Source organism: Saccharolobus shibatae B12, assembly GCF_019175345.1.
In the GTDB taxonomy this organism is placed as follows: Archaea; Thermoproteota; Thermoprotei_A; order Sulfolobales; family Sulfolobaceae; genus Saccharolobus; species Saccharolobus shibatae.
Genome location: NZ_CP077717.1, coordinates 2,140,718 through 2,158,916 on the forward strand (window position 1 = coordinate 2,140,718; position 18,199 = coordinate 2,158,916).

Here is an 18,199-nt window from a genome sequence, read left to right on the forward strand (position 1 = left end):
TGGTTAAGAGATATTTACAATTGCTTATATACATAAAAGCATAAGAGAAGATATGGGAAAAGAGAAGAAAATTTTGGCGTTTAATCTATACGGTACAATTTTAGATCTATCTGAGATCTCACAAGAAATGAGGAGGAAACAGTTAGAATATACTTGGCTGTTAACCATTATGGGGAGATATGTGGATTTCGATGAGGTAACTAAAATGGCAATAAGATACACCATAGGAGAGGGCAAAATGGAGGATGAATTAAATAAATGGAGAAGTCTAAGGACACATCCAGATGCAGTATATTTAAAGGACATATCCACCATAGCTGATATTTACATCCTATCTAATGGCACTACTAGGAGCATTGAAGAACTTCTCAGATTAAACGGCATGTTAAATTACTTTAAGGGGATCTTCAGTGCAGAAAAGGTAAAGGAATATAAACCCTCACCTAAAGTGTATAGACACTTCCTTGAAGCGATTAAAGGAGAGGCGTATTTAGTCTCGTCAAATCCATTTGATGTTATTGGCGCTAAAAATGCTGGAATGAAAGCCATATATGTTAATAGGAGGAATTTACAGGTTGACCCATTGGGTTACGAGCCAGATGTTGTAGTAAAGGATTTCAAGGAGTTATATGAGTGGTTAAGGAAAAGTTAGTATTGTCCTCCCTAAACCATCCCTCCTTAGTCTTTCTATAACCCCTTATCCTCTCAAGAACTTTCCTTTTTACATTATCATATATTGAAAGGTTATCACACTGAACCTTCCCCTCATAAAATGCATCAATAACAATGGCGTTGAAATCCTTGATCTTTTCATCAACCCTATCGAGGCTAACGTAATGTAAATCAATTGAAGCAGGAGGTATTGGTGGTCTCTCCTTTCCTATGACTAAAATATCCCAGTCGCTGTAGATCTTATTATCCCCTCTAGCTCTTGAACCGAAGAGGATAACTGTGTACTCCTTCTTGCAAATTGTGGAAATGTAGTCCTTAGCCTCCCTTTCCTCTTCCCTATAAATCCCCATTAAGTCGTCATAGAGAGAGTAATTTTTCCATGCATTTAACACACTTCTCACCTTCTTCTTTGCCCATATCAATGAGGCTTTCTTCTGGATATCTAGAGCCAGTATATAACATTGATAGGTAATTTGCACAATCTAATATCTCATCGGTAATTTTTATATCTTTAACCTTTTGAACTTCTTGTAAGATTCTCTTTAACGAGCGAGTGTAAATTACTGCACCAGTTTTCTCAACTAGAATTCCCTTAAACTTGAGTTCAACTGCCATATGGCAATGAAAGCATGTCTCTGGATAGTATCCTTTATCGAAGAGGAGAAGTGCAACTTCCCTTTCCCTTTCGCTCTTTTCAAACCACTTTGCCATTAAATAAAAAGTAGTAAGAGGGAAAATTAAACTAGTTATGTTGCCCAGAGAATTTATACTTATGTCTTACAATCATCTTTTATGAAAGTCTTTGAAATCCCTTTACGTTTCGTTAAGGCATTTTTAATTGAGACTAACGAGGATGGACTTATCCTAGTTGATAGTGGTACTCCTGGTAGTGGGAGAAAAATTATCGAGGGAATAACTAGACTTGGTAAGAATCCTAACAAGATAAAAAGTATAATATTCACCCATTCCCATGCAGATCACATTGGAGGGGCATCTGAGTTGAAGAGGTTTGTTAATGACGTTAAGTTCGGGATTGATAGGAACGGGATCGATTATCTAGAGAACGGTAAAATAAGGGAGCCAGTTCTGCATTCGTCGGCACTTAAGATTATTTTCTCAATTGGTAAACCTTTTCTCTTTAGAAAATTTAACGGTGTAAACGTTGATTTCGTTCTGGAGGAAGGTGAGCTCGTTAAGGGTGTTGAAATAGTTAAGACTCCAGGTCACACCAATGATTCCGTATCAATTTACTTGCCAGAATTGAACGCTATTATAGTTGGTGATACTTTGCAAGGCGATAAGAGTGGATTAAAGTATCCCAATATTTACGAGGATTTTGAGGGGCTAAGCAAAAGCGTTAAGAAGATAAAGGCGTTTAACCCATCAATTGTCTACGTCTCTCACGGCGTTAGTTCCTCTAAGTTTTTAGTCTAATAATTTAAACCTTGATTCATAATTATGAATTGTGGTGAAGGTTAATTGCTTTTAGACGTTGAGACAAATGAGGATTTAGAACTAGTTAGAAACTCACTTAATGAGTTCTTAAGTAGGGAATGGAATAAGTATGGAGCTAAGAAACATGAGGTTAGTAGAGATAAAATCTTGGAAATATTCAATAAGGTTAGGGATCTGGGTATCTTTCAGTTCATTAAGGAAACTAGCCTAACAAACGCCTTGTTAATAAATGAGATTATTGGTGAGAACTTCTTGCCGGGAATAGTTGCTTTTAGCTCAATGTTAGGAGTTGATTATCCTATAAGTGTTGGTATTAATTACGTTGCTGAAGTTGATAAGGCAGAAGTCATTGTTACACCAAAGGGCATTTCAGATAAAAATAATGTAAGTGTTGAAGAAATAGAGTCACCAGACCCCTCAGTGAGAGTTTATAAGGTAATTGATGGTAAGTGGAGACAATCAGATGTGGATTTTGATAAGGTAATTTTACTTGCATCAGCTCAAGTTATAGGTCATGCAACTGCAGTACTCAAGGAGACTGTTGAGTACTCTAAGAATAGAGTAGCGTTTGGTAAACCAATTGGTTCTTACCAAGCAATAAAACACAGGATTGTTGACGATGCCTTAGGAATAGAGTTAGTTAGGTCTAGATATTTGGTTAATCCAACAAGTCCGGTAAGGATATTTAAACACGCCTATACTAGAGCCTTCAAAGCAATTCTCAACTCAATTCAGTCGCATGGGGGAATAGGGTTTACTGCAGATCTTGACTTACACCTTCATCTGAAGAGGGTTGTATTGCTAGAGAAATTATTCCATCAGTAACCACTTCCAAGCTTTAACTACTTTCACCACGTTATCGTTAATCTTTACCTCTCCCTCGTTATCAAAAGTTATAATGTAAGCCTTTGTCTTCCTAATCTTTAGAAACTCCTCGATACTCTTTATTTCCCTCTCTAGATCGCTTAACTCATAAGTTACTTGATATATTTCCCTTATTTCATTCTTTACTTTAACGACGAAGTCCACTTCGCCTCTTCTTCCCTTGTAATAGAAAATGTTGTTAATCCCATATCTCCTCAAGAGCTCTAGGAATATTAGATTCTCAAATAAGCTACCAACGTTCTGGTTTAGCCTATATCCTAACACGTTAGATATACCATTATCGATACTATATACCTTCCTATCATATCTTACCATCTCGCTCAGCTTTGGGCTTAAGGCTTTCACGAAGAAAATTAGATAGGCATTTTTTATACATTCAGTGAATCTCAAAATATTAGTCAAGGGAATATTCAGAGAGTTAGATATTTTTCTGTAACGTATCTTATTTCCTACATTTGAGATGTAAAATAAGGCTAGGTTTTTGACATCCTCCTCATTCCTTATGTTGCATTCGTTAATTACGTCTTTGAGCATTATATCTTCGTACAATTGCAAAAGTATTTTCTCCTTATCTTTCTCGTTATCGTTAGATACTACTAGCGGAAATCCTCCATAGTTTAAGTACTCTGAGAATAGTCCTTTTATCTCATTTTCCTTGGCTATCATATCTAGTTCCGTTGACAACCTGATGTTTTTGAACCTCAAGAATTCCTTAAACGAGAGAGGAAAAACTTCTAATACTAAGTGCCTTCCAGCTAATACTTCTCTAACATTCTTATTATTTACTGATGACGTGGAACCAGAAATAACTACATTAGCCTCCTTTCTATCCACTACTGATCTGACAAATCCCTCCCATCCCTGGACCTTCTGAATTTCGTCAAGAAAGACGTAAGGTCTACTATCCTTTTTCTTTCTTATCTCCTTGTACAATTCGTACAATGAAAACAGATCATTAGCAGTCCTTATCTCGCCAAAGCGAGAGTCTTCAAAGTTGACTATTAACGTATTAAATGGGTCTTCCCCCTTGTCAATTAGCTTCTTAACAACTTGATTAATAATTGTTGACTTCCCAGATCTTTTTACGCCAATCACTGATATTGCAAAACCTTTACCTAATAAGCTTAACAATTGATTGGAGTAATCTCTTTCAATACCAATAAATTGATTCTTATACCAGAAATTCCAGTCTATTAACGCCTTTAATATTAACTCCCTATTCACTAAGAAAATCTACGGTTAAATGTTAATAAGTTTGATCCACAGTATGGATCATTTTTACGTGAATTTGATCCACAGTATGGATCAAAACAAACGAGAATAATCCCGTTATAATATAGTATTTTAAAGAATAGATTTCTTTAAATGTATTTCTTATTAATTATAAATTGTTTAACGTAAAGTAAGATGACAAAAACTTAACTTGTCCCTTCACTTTTTCCATTCCTTAACTTCTCTTATTGCACAATATTTCCATCTTTAGTGTCATTACTTCTTCTCCTAACTGATTTAACGTCCTTATTGTCAGATACACTCTACCATCCTTCTCCCTTTCCTTCTTATCAGTAACCTCAATTACAGCTTTTAACGTATCCCCTATTTTCACTGGTCTCTTAGCGTCCATCTCTAGTCTAGTTAAAGCCACGAAACCCTCGCCAAAAGGATCTGATGATAATTGATAAGTTAAACCAACTGCAATTGATGCGGTTAATAACCCCGGCACTATTCTACCCTTAAATCTAGTCTTTTTACCGTACTCCTCATCTAAAAATAATGGGTTAAGCGCGCCAGTCATTCCGGTGAAAATTACAACATCTGCATCAGTTATAGTCCTTCCTTTGCTCTCCCACTTTTGGCCGACTTGAAAATCATCGAAGAACATATTATAAGAAAGGAGAAATGTAATATAATTATTTCGGAAGTTTAAGAGCTCTCTCACCTACAACGTTTCTGAGAATCTCTGAGGTACCACCAGCTATTGTTCTACCTCTAGAAGCTAACATACCTAAATACCACTTCTCTTTCATCACTGTCTCCAAATCGTAATTTGTAACCGCAATCTCGTATATCCTCTGCAATAATTCTGATGCCAAGAGCTTCAACATAGAACCTTCTACGTCTATATCCTCTCCTCTCCTTAGCTTTACCAAAATTCTCCTATAAAACGCCTCCAGACCTTCAACCTCATCCTCCAACTCCTCTCTCTCCTTCACTCCCCTCAAACTCTCTAGGGCAATCTTCGACGTAAATAACATGGTAACTCCCAACATGAACCTCTCATGATTTAAAACTGTCATTGCAACTTTCCAACCATCACCTACGTTACCTATAATGTTCTCCTTAGGAACCTTAGCATTGTTGAAATACACAGTGTTAAAATCGCTCTTTCCCGTTAACTGATTTATGGGGGATACTCTGATTCCCTCTTGCTTCATGTTAAGAATGAACATTGTTAAGCCCTTATACTTATCCTCACCAGTTCTCGCTAAGAGAATCATATAGTTGGCAATGTGAGCGTAACTACTCCAAATCTTCTGCCCATTTACTAAAAAGTAATCACCCTTATCCTCAGCCCTAGTAGTTGCTGAAGCCAAATCAGAACCAGCTTGTGGTTCAGAAAAACCTTGACACCATATATCCTCAGCTCTTAATATTCTAGGCAGATACTTTCTTTTCTGCTCTTCATTTCCATGCTTTAAAATGGCAGGAGCAACTACCATCAAACCAATTGAACCTAAACTTCTACCATATGGTAATCCCGCCCTTATGAACTCCTCATAAGCGATCACTTCGTAAATTGGATCTAAGCCTTGACCCCCGTACTCCTTAGGCCACGTTATCCCCAAATATCCGGCATCAGCCAATTTCCTTTGCCAAGACCTTAAGTCATTATAATCATCAAACTCTACTGTCTCAAATAGGATTTTTCTTCCCTTTAACGACTCAGAAGCGTTATTTCTTATCCATTCCCTTAACTTTAACCTATACTCCTCTTCATTCACAAGTAAAAATTAGTAATTATAAAATAAAAAATTGCTCAGCCGAAGGGCTATCGTCACAGATCGGCTGAAACACGGCTCATCACGCTACACTTAGTCTAACATCCTTGACCAAAGCATATGGATAAACTCCTTGCATAGGGGCGTCCCACCATCTTACAGAGTACCTCTCTCTTGATAACTCTATTATATTCTTTAAAATCTTCTTTAAATTATCAGCTATCCTCACCCTGCCCACTACTCCAACAGGATTTCCGTTCTTATAAACTACAGTGGCATCTCTAGCAACTGTTGAGAAATCACCCTCAGCGTAGTTTTGGAATCTAGTGTACCATACATTGTTTATGAAAACTAAATTGCCGGAAAGTAATGACTCGAAGCTTGTATCACCCTCCTTAACCTCTAAATTCCACGCTGATGGGTATATCCATCCCGCATTCCCGGTACTGGGTGATTTAAAGACAGTTGACAACTCGTTATTTAGTAAAGGAGTTGTAAATACACCTTTCTCAATTATAGCCTTGTTATATGTGAACGTGCCTTCATCGTCGAATCCCCACGAGTTAGGTCTATCCTCCTTAGGAGTGTCTAATAAGGTAAACTTATCAGATCCCACCTTTTCTCCAAGCTTCAACATCGACATCCCAGACATTATAGCGTAACCTGAAGCCATCCTCGCAACGCTCTCCATTAAATTACCCATTACTAAAGGAGAGAGAATCACGTCATATTTACCTTCAGAAATCTCGTATTTGCCAGTAATTGATGCCAACTCATTAGCCTTCTTTATACTATCCTTAACTTGAGATGGAGAGAAATTAGTAGAAGAAAAAGCCCATTGTCCGCTATGGTCCCTATTCTTAGTCCTAAAGTAACCGCTTATGCTTTGATTGTTTTCCGTTCCATTAAATCCCTTAGATGTAACCAATGATCTTTCCACATCATCTATTGATATTATACCGTAAAGTGGATATTCAGACTCTATGAGGGATAGAAGAGGCGATAAATCGTCAAATAGTGATAAAATGCTAGTGTTATTCCTTACCATTTTGTATTCTCGCTCATTTTTACTCATAACAGGGAAGAAGTCTACTGGGGCTAGTTTAGGTTTTTCATTTAGATCGCTTATCCTACCCAAGAACCCTTGGCTGTCCTTCTTTAACGCTAGGAAATAGTAACTGTTAGTCATTCTCTGTATTGTAGCTACCTTACTCTCCACTAGCTTAATGATTATCCTCCTCATCTTTACTCTTAATAATCCTACTTCTTCTCCCTTTACTTCTTGAACGTATTTTACCATTTCCTCATTCATTTCCCATCACCTTAATCCTAACATTTCTCAATCTCATATTAGGCCCACCTAGCCAAACGGGTATACCTTGATCCGGATCGCCCTTACCACAGGTACCCGGATAAAATATTAAAGTATTATCAACTGCATCAACTGCCTTTAACAATTCAGTGGTCTTCCCTTGAAAAACTGGGAATAGAACTGGATCACCAATCTTACCGTTCTTAATCTCATAAGCTTCCAACCCAACATATCGCTGACCTAACCTCATATCATCAATATTCCACTCCATGTAACTCTTTATGTAAACGCCCTCCTTGACGTCCTCTAAAAGCTCATCAAAGGTCATGTTACCGGGTTTAAAGAAAGTATTAGACATCCTAATTAAAGGTTCCCTATCGAAGTTCGCAGCCCTCGCTGAACCATTACTCTTAACCTTGAATTTACTACTACTAAACCTGTTTTGCAAATATTCGTTAACCTTACCATCCTTAATTAGATATTTGGGTCTAGCCTCAACGCCCTCATCGTCTATTGTGTAATAACCACCACTATTCGGTATTGTAGGATCATCTATGACAGTAACTACATCACTACCTATCCTATTATCCTTCAATTCAGCTAGGTAACTCAAACCGGCTTGAGCGAATTCCCTACCCAAAACTCTATCAGCTTCGAATGGATGCCCAACAGATTCGTGAGCCATTATCCCCGTTAACATATTGCTTAAAACTACATCAGTAGTCTTCTCACCAAGGCTTTTACCCTTAGCCAAGACCTCAGTAACGGACCTAACTTTATCCACTATAACCTCATTCAAATTCATTCTATCTAGCACTTCCAACCCACCACTACCTCCAAGTTCGTAGAATGCAGTAGCTGTCCTATTGTTTTCGTTGAGGACTAAATTCATTCCTACGTAAAGCCTAGGGACTCTTCCAATTATACGTGAGCCGTTAACTATGATCTCCCTCTCCTCAATACTTTCGTCATAGAAAAATGAAACGCTCTTAAGTGAACGAAAGTCCTTTACAGCTTCATATAGGTTCTTAAAGAAGCTTATCTTCTCGTCAATTGACATAAGGTCAAAAGGTTTACCCTCTTTAACCTCATAACTACCCTCCTTAGGTTCAGTGTTATCAAAACCTCCCTCCCATCCCTCTATCTTATACTCCTTATTATTGCCGTTGATTAAATCGTTGGGATTATTTGATGAAGCGAAATATAGTACGCCTTCCTTGTAATATCTAACTGAATAACCATCATCTTTAAACCTAAACGATCCCATTAATCTACCATTAAGAAAAGACATCCCAAACGTCGACATGACATGCCTCCTAACTTCCACGTAAGGATATCTGAATTTATCGTAAAGGGACTGCAGATCAGTCATACTATGATATAAACTTAGTCGAATAAAAAGGTTGCCAACTCTAACTTCGTCTTCACATTAACACTTTTACTTTTTCCCATTAAAGGCGAAACTTTTAGTAGTAAGAATGTCATCATAGTAGTATTTTAGGTATTTTTCCTCTCTTCCAATACTCTATTCAATTCTTTCTCGAAGTTCTCCTTTAATTCGCGTAAAGTTATTGACCACTTATTGTCCTTTGTGAAGTGTTCATAAGGTATGGAATACGTTCTAACGAAATCCCTTAAAGGCGTAATTGGGTGGACGTAAATTTCGTATGAAAAGTGATATGCTGAGGATAGTTTATTAATGAACTCCATGATATCAAGCAACATATGTTTTTGACCTATAATAGCTGCATATATTTTATCGTTATGTAAATAAGATATTCGTAAAAGCGTCACGATCCTACTCAATTCCCTAACAATCTCCTCATTAGTATCGTTTACGATCAACGACATTCTAAAGTCAGTCTTACCTAAATAAGTGTAAAACGCATCAACCAAACCCTTACCAACAACGTGATTAAAATAATGATCTACCACTTCATCTGTTGAAATGTCCAAAGACTTAGCGATCTCATCCCATGACCTTAAGGGATTCGCTTGTTTCTTTCCAAGTGTGTAAATATCAATCCAGTCCGGCTTAAAATCATCAGTCAAATCCGGTAATTGGAAAGGCTCCCTAGGCTTATCCAGTATGGCATTTTCAAAGGTTAAAGTATCGAAATTGAATGTTGAGTAATCGACTGGGTAAACTTCCTTCTTGTACTCTAGATATGTCTTATAATCTTTGATTAACCCCTTTTCATTTATCATCTCTAAAATTTGAACGAAATCCCATCTACCCTTAGGAAATACTGCGGTCAAAATTATTGTATCATTAGTTAAAACGTCCTTTAGTGAGGCAGTAATCATACCGTCAAGGAGGTAATAAAAAGCTAGGGGTTGAAGTTTAGACTCTTTTGATAGTCTAATGGTAGTATGAAAGAGGGATAGTCCTAGCGTATGAAATTTTGGAGATGGAATAACTATAACTTTAAGTTTGGACAAGACATCTCTGACGGCTTTTATTCCAGCTACCTCACTCAATAACTCGTGATTGTGATCACCAAACCTCTGAACATAATGCAACAATTTCGCAAGTTTTTGTATATCAGAAAAATCAGTCATACTCTCTCCTATAACTTGTGTGAATGAATAAAAATATTATCTTCAAAATTCTAAAAAGAGTTTAACGTATCTAATCAGTAACTGGACCAATCGATTCTTCAGCATGTGTTACGTGTAGTGCTGCTAGGATTAATGGTAGGGAAGCTGCCGCTATTATTATTGCATACCTTACTACTTGACTTGAGGCTAGGGTGTACATGTTTACTTTCATTTTTAATCAGTTAGTGAAAACGTAATACCTCCCATAAACACGAGTATTTGAATGAATAAGATTTATTGGAAATTGAGAGTTTAAGCTAAAATCAACTCAATAAAAAGTTTCTACTTTCAATACCTAAGATATAAACAAATATTCCAGTATAAACCTAGTCATAAGGTGGGTATTACGGAGAGTGTTAGAAGCTTATATGAAAAATTTTAAAAAATAATTTTTGTGGTAAAATCTCTATCTTAAATTATTAATTTCGCTTTTTGGAATTTAAATTTTTCCTTTTAGCTTCATACTTCACTATCTTATAATTAAACCCTTATTACTCTTCTTGTCATTGATATATCTTTAACTAACTCTACCGCTTTTTGTTCTATTACATCGACTTCGTATATTGCAGTAGTAGAGTAAATTACCCTTTTCTCATCTTTTTTAGCTATTGCAGTAACACCAAATGTAGGTCTTGGTAGCTTCACACTTACCTTATCCCAACTAATCCCATCATCTCTAGAAATTATTAGGGGCTCTTGACTCATTATATGTCCCACAATTATCCCTCCTAATTTTTCCAATCCGTGAGCATAACCACTCATTACTTTGTTAAAACTGTTCAGATCTTCAGTTACGTAAATTCCATTTGCTGCAGCTATTAACAGATTCTCACCACTAACCAGAAGATTGTGCATGTCCGCGAAGAAATCCAAGGGCTTCAATTCACTTATGGACTTCCCTATTAGTAGATTCCCTTCTTCAACAGTTGCAACTATCTTATCTCTAAATAATGCGAAATCTGTTATGTGTGCTGGGCCATAGGGAAATTCCCAGCCTAATCTTTCTGCCTCTTTTGTTAGGTTTAGTATTTCTTTTACTTTTCCGTCTTTAATTTCATATATCTTAGGTCCCTCAATTGAAGCGTAAACTGTATTGTCAAACTCCCATAATCTCCAACACCCTTCATTTATTATTACCTCCTTGTTGAAAATTACTCCTCTTTCCGATGAGCAAATATATGGTAAGATGGCATCGTTAACCTCATAGCCTTCTGTTAATTTCTCCAATTTGTTGTCTAACTTGTATAATCCATTGTTAGTTGCAATGAGATACATAATATCTTTTATGATTTGGAAGTTTTAAAATCATTATTAATTAGAATAACAAGGATTCGGATGGAAGACAGAGAACAAGTAGTCCTATTATTATAATGTTTTTATCCTTGAACGAGATAATTGCCATAATGATAGAGTTCGTAATTGAGAAGAGTTTCAATATGCCAGAGGATGTAGTGTGGCGAATAGCCAGAGACGTAAACTCCATTCCTAACTACTGGAGGGGTGTTAGGGAATTGAAAATTAAGGAAGTGGATAAAAACGTTTATGAGGGAAAAATAAGGTTCGCGTTCCCATCTTCGGGTAAAGTTAGAATAATTGTAAATGACGACGAAAGGACGTTAACCTTTGAGTATGTAGATGGACCAATAAGGGGATATAATAAGGTGAAAATTTCCAAAGGGAAAATCTCTTCTGAATGGAGGGTTACTATGAGTGGTCTTTTAAAACTAACAGAGAGTTGGAATAGAGGTCACTTCATGGAAGGTACTGAGCACGCACTGGAAAGGATATTAAATGCGGCCCTTAATCTGTCTCCTTAAGTTTATTTTGATTCACGTCAATCTTATTTTAATGATTGCTGAGTGGGGGAAGCTTAGAGCTGTAGGAATGCATAAGCCTGGTTTAGAGGTAATGTTTGGTCTTCTGGATCCCTCGTCTTTCCTTTATGAGAGGCGATTCAATTGGAGTAAGGCAAAGAGAGAACACGACAACCTTAGAAGAACGTTAAAAGAAGAAGGAGTTAAAATACATAGGCTTAGGCAAACAATTGCGAACAGGATTAGAAGAGATAGTAAATTTAGGGAGAAGGTGATAGGAAAAGTTGGAGTTAATAGTGATGATCCCGAGTTCCTTGTGGAATTGTTGATCTTAAGACCCATTCTTGGTTACGAGAAGAGGGAGAAAGGTGTACACTTAGAGGTTAAACTTACTGACCCTCTATCTAATCTTTACTTCATGAGGGATCAGCAGATCACTACAGAGAAGGGAATAATAATGGGAAGGATGGCTACGCATCAGAGAGAGAAGGAAATCGAGGTTATGAAGTTGTTTTGGGAAGCGTTAAATATGGAATATAGGGAGATAGGTAGAGGTAAACTCGAGGGTGGGGACTTCTTTCCAATGGGTGATTTCAGCCTAATAGGTGTTGGGGTTAGAAGTAATTTAGAGGGTGTAAGTGAGCTATTTAATGTTTTGAATGGAGAGATAGGGGTAGTGTATTGGAATAGGGAAGAGTTCATCCATTTGGATACTTTCTTCAACGTTGGATCTTCTAGTTCAGTAGTTAGTGTTAGGAGTTTCATGGAAGAGAGTAGGGTTGTAATTTATTACGATGGAAAAGTTATAAGGGAAACCACGCTATACGACTACGTGATTAAGGAGAAGGGATTTAGTTTAATTGAAGTGAGTGTGGGTGAGGCCAAAAATTACGTAACTAATTTTTTGACCATAGATGACGGTAAGGTTTTATCGCCTAAAAATTCCGCAAATAGGAAGCTTGAAAAAGAGTATGATGTAATAGAGGTTGAGGTTTCGAATTTGACTGGTGGTGCTGGTGGGATTCATTGTATGACAGCTGTAATAGAGAGGAATTAGATCTTCTTCCCTTTGGTTTCGGTAATTAACACTACGCTTATGAACGTTACCAATATGTATAATAATGTGACTGGTAAGAAAGAGGATTGATTAGCTCTTAGTATCACTGGAGCCAGTGAACCTCCCAGTATACTCGCTACTTGATAGGAAAAATTTGATGCAGTAAATCTATATCTTTTATCAAATATTTCAGTAAATATTGAAGATTGTGGAGCATATAATGCTGAATCCGAAACCGACATCAGTATTTCCCCTGGGAGTAAATTTCTTCTTGATAGCACAATACCGGCTAGGATCATTAGTATTGACCCGATAATTACGATCTTCCTCCTTCCAAATAGGTCACTTAAGTAGCCAAAGAACGGGATTAGGAAGAGCTGAAAGGAAATAGAGATTAGTACTATTAACGAGAGGAAGGAAATTGAGGATGAGTTTATGAAAATATAGGAGGTAAAGATATAGAAGTTTGCACTTTCACTCACTTTAATCCCTATTGATTTTAAAATATTCTTCCAGTCGTGTCTCATTGCTTCTAATAGTGGTTGTGTTTCACTTCTAGTCACCTTTTGCGCAGTTACATCCTTGACTAACAATAATGAGAGAAGTGATAGGAAGGTTATTGAGAGAAATGAGTAAGGCCAGTAAACAGAGTAATTATAGATTACTAGGATAGTGAGTGAAGATAATATAACGCCAATTGGGACTGATAATTGCAATAAACTTGTAATAAACCCTCTAAATTTGTGCTCAGAATACGCTTCTATGACGATAGTACTAGCTCCACCCCATTCTCCGCCTAAACTAAGACCTTGCAAAAGTCTTGAAATAATTAAAGGATAGACATTAGGTATCAACACTATTAGGGATGAAACTGCTAACGTAATGCCAGTTAAGATTAAGGCAACTCTCCTATTTACCCTATCCCCAATATACCCAAATATTATGCTCCCTAGCATTCTTGCTATAAAACCCAGAACGAAAATTATTGAGCCAATTATAACGTTAAATTCTATGAAAGAGAGCTGGGAAAATAAAAAGAAGGCGTACCATTGGGAAATTGTTAAGAGTATACTTCCTACTAAAGTCCTCATTTTCTACTCCTTAAATAACACTGAGGCGTAGTTGCCCAAATCTAGTAGTCCATGTCCAGAGAAGCTCACCAGTACTGTCTTCCTTTCTCCGCTCTTCTTAGCCTCTTCAGCTATTTCAGCCAATATTGGCAATGCGTGAGAAGTCTCTGGAGCTGGTATATATCCCTCCAGTTCTGAGAATAATTTAGCCCATTTGAACGACTCCTCTTGAGAGTAATCTCTTGCTTGTACAATTCCCTTGCTCATTAATAGACTGAGAGTTGGGGCTACTCCATGATATCTTAGCCCACCTGCATAAACTGGAGGTGGTACAAAGTCTGACCCTATTGTGTACATTTTTAACATTGGCAACAATTTCGCAGTATCTGGATAATCGTATTTATAAACACCCTTAGTCATTTTTGGAACTTCTGAGGATCCAGATGCAATATACTTCCTCCTAACCTTTCCACTTCTCAGCTCATCTCCTAAGAATGGATAAGCTAATGCTGCGTAATTTGATCCCCCTCCTACTACTCCTATAATGTAATCTGGATCTTCACCAATCATCTCCATTTGCTTCTTAGCCTCCATTCCGGCAATTGTTTTAAACATTATATCTGAATTTACCACACTTCCCACAACGTATTTTCCACCGTTTTTATGAGCATATTCTACTGCATCACTTATTGCGATGCCTAAAGATCCAGGGTGATTAGGGTCCTTAGCTAATAATTGCCTGCCAAATTCTGTTAAATCTGAAGGAGAAGGATGAACTTCCGCTCCATACATCTGCATCATATATTTTCTGTAAGGCTTTGCATAATAGCTAGTCCTAACCATAAAGACGTGTGCTTTCATCCTAAATAGGGCTGAGGCTAGCGCAACTGATGATCCCCACTGACCAGCTCCAGTTTCTGTCGTAACGAATTTCACGTTATCCAATTTAGCGTAATATACATGTGCTAAGGCACTGTTGATTTTGTGAGAACCAGTGTAAGTGTAGCTCTCCATCTTCAGATAGATTTTGATATTATTTCCTAAGTACTCCTCTAACCTTTTTGCCCTAATTATTGGAGTTGGTCTTCCAACTTGTAAATATATCTCCAGAATCTCATCTGGAATTTTTACGTATCTTTCCTTAGCGAACTCTAACTCCAGCACCTTGCTCGGTAAAACTTCCTTCAATAGTTCTAAGGATTTGCCAGTGGGATCTTGTGGTGGGGGTAGTTCCTCCGGTAAGTCTGGTAGGATATTATACCATTGTGTGGGTATTTCATCTTGAGGCAAATCTATTCGTATTTTCATAGCCATTACTACGTTAGAGAAGTTTATACTTTTTTCTCCTATTTTTTTAACTATTAACGAAAAATTTAAAAGGACTCAATCAGAAAAAAGGAATGTAATGTATGTCATTGAGGTAAATAACGTATGGAAGGCTTATGGTAAGATTATTGCCAATGAGGACATTACGATGAGAGTTAAGGAGGGAGAAATAGTAGCGTTATTGGGACCCAATGGCGCTGGTAAGACGACCCTCGTTAAGCAAATTTACGGTGAGTTAACCCCAACTAAGGGTGAAATAAGGGTTCTAGGTAAGAAACCAACTGATAGACACGTTAAGAAATTCTTAGGAGTAATCCCGCAAGAATGTGAACCCTATGGTGATCTAACAGTATGGGATAATATATATTACATGGGGAGATTAAAGGGAGCTTCTAAGGATGAAATTAAGAAGAGAGGAGAGGAATTATTAGAAAGATTGGATTTGAGAAGTAAAAGGAACACTCTGGCTAGGGATCTATCTGGAGGTTTAAAGAGGAGAACTCTAATCGCAATGGCTTTGATAAATAATCCTAGACTCCTAATACTTGATGAACCCACGACTGGTTTAGATCCTGAAGCCAGGAGGGAGGTGTGGGAAATATTGCTTAACATGAGAAAGGAGGGTCAGAGTATGTTACTTACTACTCACTATTTGGATGAGGCAGAGAGACTAGCCGATAAGATATATTTTCTAAGCAGGAAGATTATAGTTGAGGGAACACCTACACAAATAAAGGAGAAATTCGCTGATTGGTACGAGGTAACTGATTACACTAACGGTAAGGTGTATAAGGTGAAGGGTGAGGAGGAGCTCAAGAAAATCATAATGTCGATTAACGGCAAATTTGAAGTTAGAATGCCTAGTTTAGAGGAAATATATCTTCAAGTGATGAAGGATGTTGAGTGAATTTCTTAACTTAATTGTGATGCAACTAAAGATGATAAAGGCGTACTTACCGGTATTTCTCTTCTTCTCAATACTTTTCCCAATAGGATTTATGCTAGTATTTGGATATATCTCAATTAGATCATTGACGCCGTTCATAGTAGCTGGGACAATAACGTTTTACGTTTCAATTGGTGTTTTAACTTCTGTTGCTCAATCTCTTGCATTTGAGAGAAATGCTGGCAGATTTTCCTTAATGATAGCAACTGGTATACCGAGGGAGTTCTATGCAATAAGTATAGCTCTTAGTAATGGTATTGCGACACTAATTATGATACCAATAATCCTAGTCCTAGGTAGTTATTTACTTCATGTACAAATAAAATCAATTCCATTTCTACTTATAGCATTGGTATCGTCTCTATTCATGGCTTCAATGTTAGGTATGACATTAGGCTTAGGAATTAGGAACATATACGCCGTAAATCAATACTCAACAATTATAAGCTTCGTACTTTCCTTCTTCGCCCCAGTTTACTTCCCAGTAACCTTTATACCATTACCATTTCGCTATTTGACTTATATTGAACCTACTACTTACGTCTCTCAAGCCTTATATTACGCTTTCCTAGGTAATCCTATTTCCTTACTATGGAGTTTAGGGATAATAATTTTCGGTTTCATTTTCGTCATTTTAAGTAGATATGTTATAAGAAGACAATAGTTTCTGAATTCCTCCTTGAATTCAGAACTTAATGCCCTTTAGTGCTTTCAAGCGCTGAAAGGTGACTTATGTAATGGTTTAAAAATATACACTAATGTTTTCAGAAAGTTTATAGCTTTCGACTAAGGATGTACCACTAAATCATAGTCTAAAGAACTTTTCCAAAATACTAACGTCTTCTTTCTCGTCCTTTAGTAAGTTTTTTAACTAATTGTGAACATATCCTCTCATGAATAGGAACAAGTACATAATTATTGGCTTCATAATAATGTGCTTTAATTCACTTTACCAATATTCTTGGAACGCTTTAGAGCCTCTCTTAAGAGAGGGATTTAATGTTAGTGTAGTTGAGATAGCCTTAGGCTTTACGTTGTTCAGCATATTCTCCTCTGTTTTTCAACCAATTGGAGGTCACTTTGCTGATAAACAAGGCCCAAAAAGGATAGGGGTGATCTCAGCAATTTTGTCAGCAATTGGTTTTATGGGTACTTATCTTTCCCCTAATATTTACGTCTTTTTTGTAAGCTGGTCAATAGGTAGTATAGGAGAGGGCATACTTTACGGAATAGCTGCAAACCTAGCAATGAAGTGGTTTAGGGAAAGAATGGGATTTGCAACTGGGATTGTGTCAATGGGATTTGGAATAGGATCGGCCATAGCTAATCCCTTTATATCCATGGTTGGTAATTACAGAATAGTAACACTCGCAATAGGATTAGTTGAGATAGTACTATTACCAATTCTCTTGTACATCTCAGATTATCCTCCTAAACTATCTGGTCAGACTCCAAGGCAAGCCGTTTTAAGTGTCAAATTCTGGCTAATCTACATTTCTTTCGCAACTTCCATAGTTCCGCTAACAGTACTTTCTTCAGAATTACCAGTACTAGGAAAAGGTTTACCTCAACAAGAATTAGTAACTTTGATCTCAATCTTACCCTTATTAAGTGGAGGATTAAGGCCAATTTTCGGTTACATTGCTGATAGATTAGGCATATTGAGAACAACGTTCCTTCTTACCATTATATTAACGCTAGGTAGCATATCTTTACTTTTCGGCGAAATAGCACTTTCAACGATTTTAGTAGGCTTTGCGGGAGGCTCACTAATTACACTCTATTTTAACGTTTCCACGGAGATATTCGGCTTTAAGTTTTCCACAGTGAATAGTGGAATATTATATACTGGTAAGGCATTAGGAGGTGTGTTAGGTAGTGTTATATTTGCATTGCTTTACACGATAAGCCTTAGAACATCTGAAATATACACTTTGACTTGTAGCCTAATAGGAGTTCTTACCCTATTACCACTTTTATTTACTAAGCAGAGCAGAAAGGTTCAATGATTTTTTATCTTATAATCAACTAATAGTCAAGTAATACATAAATTGATAATACC

20 protein-coding genes are annotated in these 18,199 nt (G+C 37.0%); 8 read left to right on the top strand and 12 right to left on the bottom strand.

The features are described 5' to 3' along the window. Positions 1–52 precede the first annotated feature (52 nt). Positions 53–652 carry a haloacid dehalogenase type II gene (locus J5U23_RS11170; RefSeq protein WP_218266206.1) on the top strand — a complete coding sequence of 200 codons (600 nt, stop codon included), beginning with the start codon at positions 53–55 and terminating at the stop codon, positions 650–652. Here the strand turns inward: J5U23_RS11170 and J5U23_RS11175 are convergent. Both J5U23_RS11175 and J5U23_RS11180 read right to left on the bottom strand, forming a co-directional pair. Further along, the gene (locus J5U23_RS11175; protein WP_218258285.1) at positions 618–1,064 is read right to left on the bottom strand and encodes a nucleotidyltransferase domain-containing protein; all 447 of its coding nucleotides are present in this window, start codon (positions 1,062–1,064) and stop codon (positions 618–620) included. The two genes, J5U23_RS11170 and J5U23_RS11175, sit on opposite strands and share 35 nt — an antisense overlap. After that, positions 1,030–1,383 carry a HEPN domain-containing protein gene (locus J5U23_RS11180; RefSeq protein ID WP_218258286.1) on the bottom strand — a complete coding sequence of 118 codons (354 nt, stop codon included), beginning with the start codon at positions 1,381–1,383 and terminating at the stop codon, positions 1,030–1,032. Before J5U23_RS11180 ends, J5U23_RS11175 begins: the two co-directional genes overlap by 35 nt. 81 nt (positions 1,384–1,464) lie before the next feature. Here J5U23_RS11180 and J5U23_RS11185 point away from each other — a divergent pair, with 81 nt between their 5' ends. Beyond that, positions 1,465–2,106 (top strand): MBL fold metallo-hydrolase, encoded by a 642-nt coding sequence (locus J5U23_RS11185; protein WP_218258287.1) that lies wholly within the window; start codon positions 1,465–1,467, stop codon positions 2,104–2,106. 45 nt (positions 2,107–2,151) lie between these two features. Further along, the gene (locus J5U23_RS11190) at positions 2,152–2,952 is read left to right on the top strand and encodes an acyl-CoA dehydrogenase family protein (protein ID WP_218258288.1); all 801 of its coding nucleotides are present in this window, start codon (positions 2,152–2,154) and stop codon (positions 2,950–2,952) included. Here the strand turns inward: J5U23_RS11190 and J5U23_RS11195 are convergent. From J5U23_RS11195 to J5U23_RS11230, 8 genes are all read right to left on the bottom strand, one after another. After that, on the bottom strand, positions 2,938–4,236 hold the full coding sequence (locus J5U23_RS11195; protein ID WP_218260775.1) for an ATP-binding protein: 1,299 nt from the start codon (positions 4,234–4,236) through the stop codon (positions 2,938–2,940). The two genes, J5U23_RS11190 and J5U23_RS11195, sit on opposite strands and share 15 nt — an antisense overlap. A gap of 223 nt (positions 4,237–4,459) precedes the next feature. Further along, positions 4,460–4,894 (bottom strand): MaoC family dehydratase, encoded by a 435-nt coding sequence (locus tag J5U23_RS11200; RefSeq protein ID WP_218258290.1) that lies wholly within the window; start codon positions 4,892–4,894, stop codon positions 4,460–4,462. A gap of 28 nt (positions 4,895–4,922) precedes the next feature. After that, on the bottom strand, positions 4,923–6,014 hold the full coding sequence (locus J5U23_RS11205; RefSeq protein WP_218266207.1) for an acyl-CoA dehydrogenase family protein: 1,092 nt from the start codon (positions 6,012–6,014) through the stop codon (positions 4,923–4,925). A gap of 79 nt (positions 6,015–6,093) precedes the next feature. Continuing rightward, a complete protein-coding gene (locus J5U23_RS11210) occupies positions 6,094–7,323 on the bottom strand; it encodes a TldD/PmbA family protein (RefSeq protein WP_218258292.1) in 1,230 nt (409 codons plus the stop codon). Then, complete coding sequence (locus J5U23_RS11215) at positions 7,316–8,695, bottom strand: TldD/PmbA family protein (RefSeq protein WP_218260778.1); 1,380 nt, start codon at positions 8,693–8,695, stop codon at positions 7,316–7,318. The genes J5U23_RS11210 and J5U23_RS11215 overlap by 8 nt, the downstream gene beginning before the upstream one ends. Before the next feature lie 125 nt (positions 8,696–8,820). Next, positions 8,821–9,885 carry a hypothetical protein gene (locus tag J5U23_RS11220; RefSeq protein ID WP_218266208.1) on the bottom strand — a complete coding sequence of 355 codons (1,065 nt, stop codon included), beginning with the start codon at positions 9,883–9,885 and terminating at the stop codon, positions 8,821–8,823. 70 nt (positions 9,886–9,955) lie between these two features. Beyond that, on the bottom strand, positions 9,956–10,096 hold the full coding sequence (locus J5U23_RS11225) for a hypothetical protein (RefSeq protein ID WP_218266209.1): 141 nt from the start codon (positions 10,094–10,096) through the stop codon (positions 9,956–9,958). 308 nt (positions 10,097–10,404) lie between these two features. Then, complete coding sequence (locus J5U23_RS11230) at positions 10,405–11,199, bottom strand: hypothetical protein (RefSeq protein WP_218260781.1); 795 nt, start codon at positions 11,197–11,199, stop codon at positions 10,405–10,407. A 95-nt stretch (positions 11,200–11,294) separates the two neighbouring features. Between J5U23_RS11230 and J5U23_RS11235 the strand changes: the two genes are divergently transcribed. Together J5U23_RS11235 and J5U23_RS11240 are read left to right on the top strand one after the other, a co-directional pair. Further along, entirely contained in the window at positions 11,295–11,741 is a 447-nt protein-coding gene (locus J5U23_RS11235; RefSeq protein ID WP_218258297.1) for an SRPBCC family protein, read from the top strand. 31 nt (positions 11,742–11,772) lie between these two features. Continuing rightward, on the top strand, positions 11,773–12,795 hold the full coding sequence (locus J5U23_RS11240; protein WP_218266210.1) for an arginine deiminase family protein: 1,023 nt from the start codon (positions 11,773–11,775) through the stop codon (positions 12,793–12,795). Here J5U23_RS11240 and J5U23_RS11245 read toward each other — a convergent pair. Continuing rightward, a complete protein-coding gene (locus J5U23_RS11245; protein WP_218266211.1) occupies positions 12,792–13,886 on the bottom strand; it encodes an MFS transporter in 1,095 nt (364 codons plus the stop codon). The two genes, J5U23_RS11240 and J5U23_RS11245, sit on opposite strands and share 4 nt — an antisense overlap. Positions 13,887–13,889: 3 nt before the next feature. After that, positions 13,890–15,179 (bottom strand): TrpB-like pyridoxal phosphate-dependent enzyme, encoded by a 1,290-nt coding sequence (locus tag J5U23_RS11250; RefSeq protein WP_218266212.1) that lies wholly within the window; start codon positions 15,177–15,179, stop codon positions 13,890–13,892. Between the two features lie 91 nt (positions 15,180–15,270). Between J5U23_RS11250 and J5U23_RS11255 the strand changes: the two genes are divergently transcribed. From J5U23_RS11255 to J5U23_RS11265, 3 genes are all read left to right on the top strand, one after another. Further along, the gene (locus J5U23_RS11255; protein ID WP_218258301.1) at positions 15,271–16,098 is read left to right on the top strand and encodes an ABC transporter ATP-binding protein; all 828 of its coding nucleotides are present in this window, start codon (positions 15,271–15,273) and stop codon (positions 16,096–16,098) included. Continuing rightward, entirely contained in the window at positions 16,088–16,801 is a 714-nt protein-coding gene (locus tag J5U23_RS11260; protein WP_218258302.1) for an ABC transporter permease, read from the top strand. Before J5U23_RS11255 ends, J5U23_RS11260 begins: the two co-directional genes overlap by 11 nt. Before the next feature lie 229 nt (positions 16,802–17,030). After that, positions 17,031–18,146, top strand: a complete 1,116-nt coding sequence (locus J5U23_RS11265) for an OFA family MFS transporter (protein WP_218266213.1) — start codon at positions 17,031–17,033, stop codon at positions 18,144–18,146. Positions 18,147–18,199: the final 53 nt, after the last annotated feature.

Excerpts from the sequence above, each read along its gene's own strand:
- J5U23_RS11170 (WP_218266206.1), top strand. The coding sequence starts at position 53 with ATGGGAAAAGAGAAGAAAATTTTGGCGTTTAATCTATACGGTACAATT.
- J5U23_RS11180 (WP_218258286.1), bottom strand. The coding sequence starts at position 1,383 with ATGGCAAAGTGGTTTGAAAAGAGCGAAAGGGAAAGGGAAGTTGCACTT.
- J5U23_RS11185 (WP_218258287.1), top strand. The coding sequence starts at position 1,465 with ATGAAAGTCTTTGAAATCCCTTTACGTTTCGTTAAGGCATTTTTAATT.
- J5U23_RS11200 (WP_218258290.1), bottom strand. The coding sequence starts at position 4,894 with ATGTTCTTCGATGATTTTCAAGTCGGCCAAAAGTGGGAGAGCAAAGGA.
- J5U23_RS11210 (WP_218258292.1), bottom strand. The coding sequence starts at position 7,323 with ATGAATGAGGAAATGGTAAAATACGTTCAAGAAGTAAAGGGAGAAGAA.
- J5U23_RS11215 (WP_218260778.1), bottom strand. The coding sequence starts at position 8,695 with ATGACTGATCTGCAGTCCCTTTACGATAAATTCAGATATCCTTACGTG.
- J5U23_RS11220 (WP_218266208.1), bottom strand. The coding sequence starts at position 9,885 with ATGACTGATTTTTCTGATATACAAAAACTTGCGAAATTGTTGCATTAT.
- J5U23_RS11225 (WP_218266209.1), bottom strand. The coding sequence starts at position 10,096 with ATGAAAGTAAACATGTACACCCTAGCCTCAAGTCAAGTAGTAAGGTAT.
- J5U23_RS11230 (WP_218260781.1), bottom strand. The coding sequence starts at position 11,199 with ATGTATCTCATTGCAACTAACAATGGATTATACAAGTTAGACAACAAA.
- J5U23_RS11235 (WP_218258297.1), top strand. The coding sequence starts at position 11,295 with ATGTTTTTATCCTTGAACGAGATAATTGCCATAATGATAGAGTTCGTA.
- J5U23_RS11240 (WP_218266210.1), top strand. The coding sequence starts at position 11,773 with ATGATTGCTGAGTGGGGGAAGCTTAGAGCTGTAGGAATGCATAAGCCT.
- J5U23_RS11245 (WP_218266211.1), bottom strand. The coding sequence starts at position 13,886 with ATGAGGACTTTAGTAGGAAGTATACTCTTAACAATTTCCCAATGGTAC.
- J5U23_RS11250 (WP_218266212.1), bottom strand. The coding sequence starts at position 15,179 with ATGGCTATGAAAATACGAATAGATTTGCCTCAAGATGAAATACCCACA.
- J5U23_RS11255 (WP_218258301.1), top strand. The coding sequence starts at position 15,271 with ATGTATGTCATTGAGGTAAATAACGTATGGAAGGCTTATGGTAAGATT.
- J5U23_RS11260 (WP_218258302.1), top strand. The coding sequence starts at position 16,088 with ATGTTGAGTGAATTTCTTAACTTAATTGTGATGCAACTAAAGATGATA.
- J5U23_RS11265 (WP_218266213.1), top strand. The coding sequence starts at position 17,031 with ATGAATAGGAACAAGTACATAATTATTGGCTTCATAATAATGTGCTTT.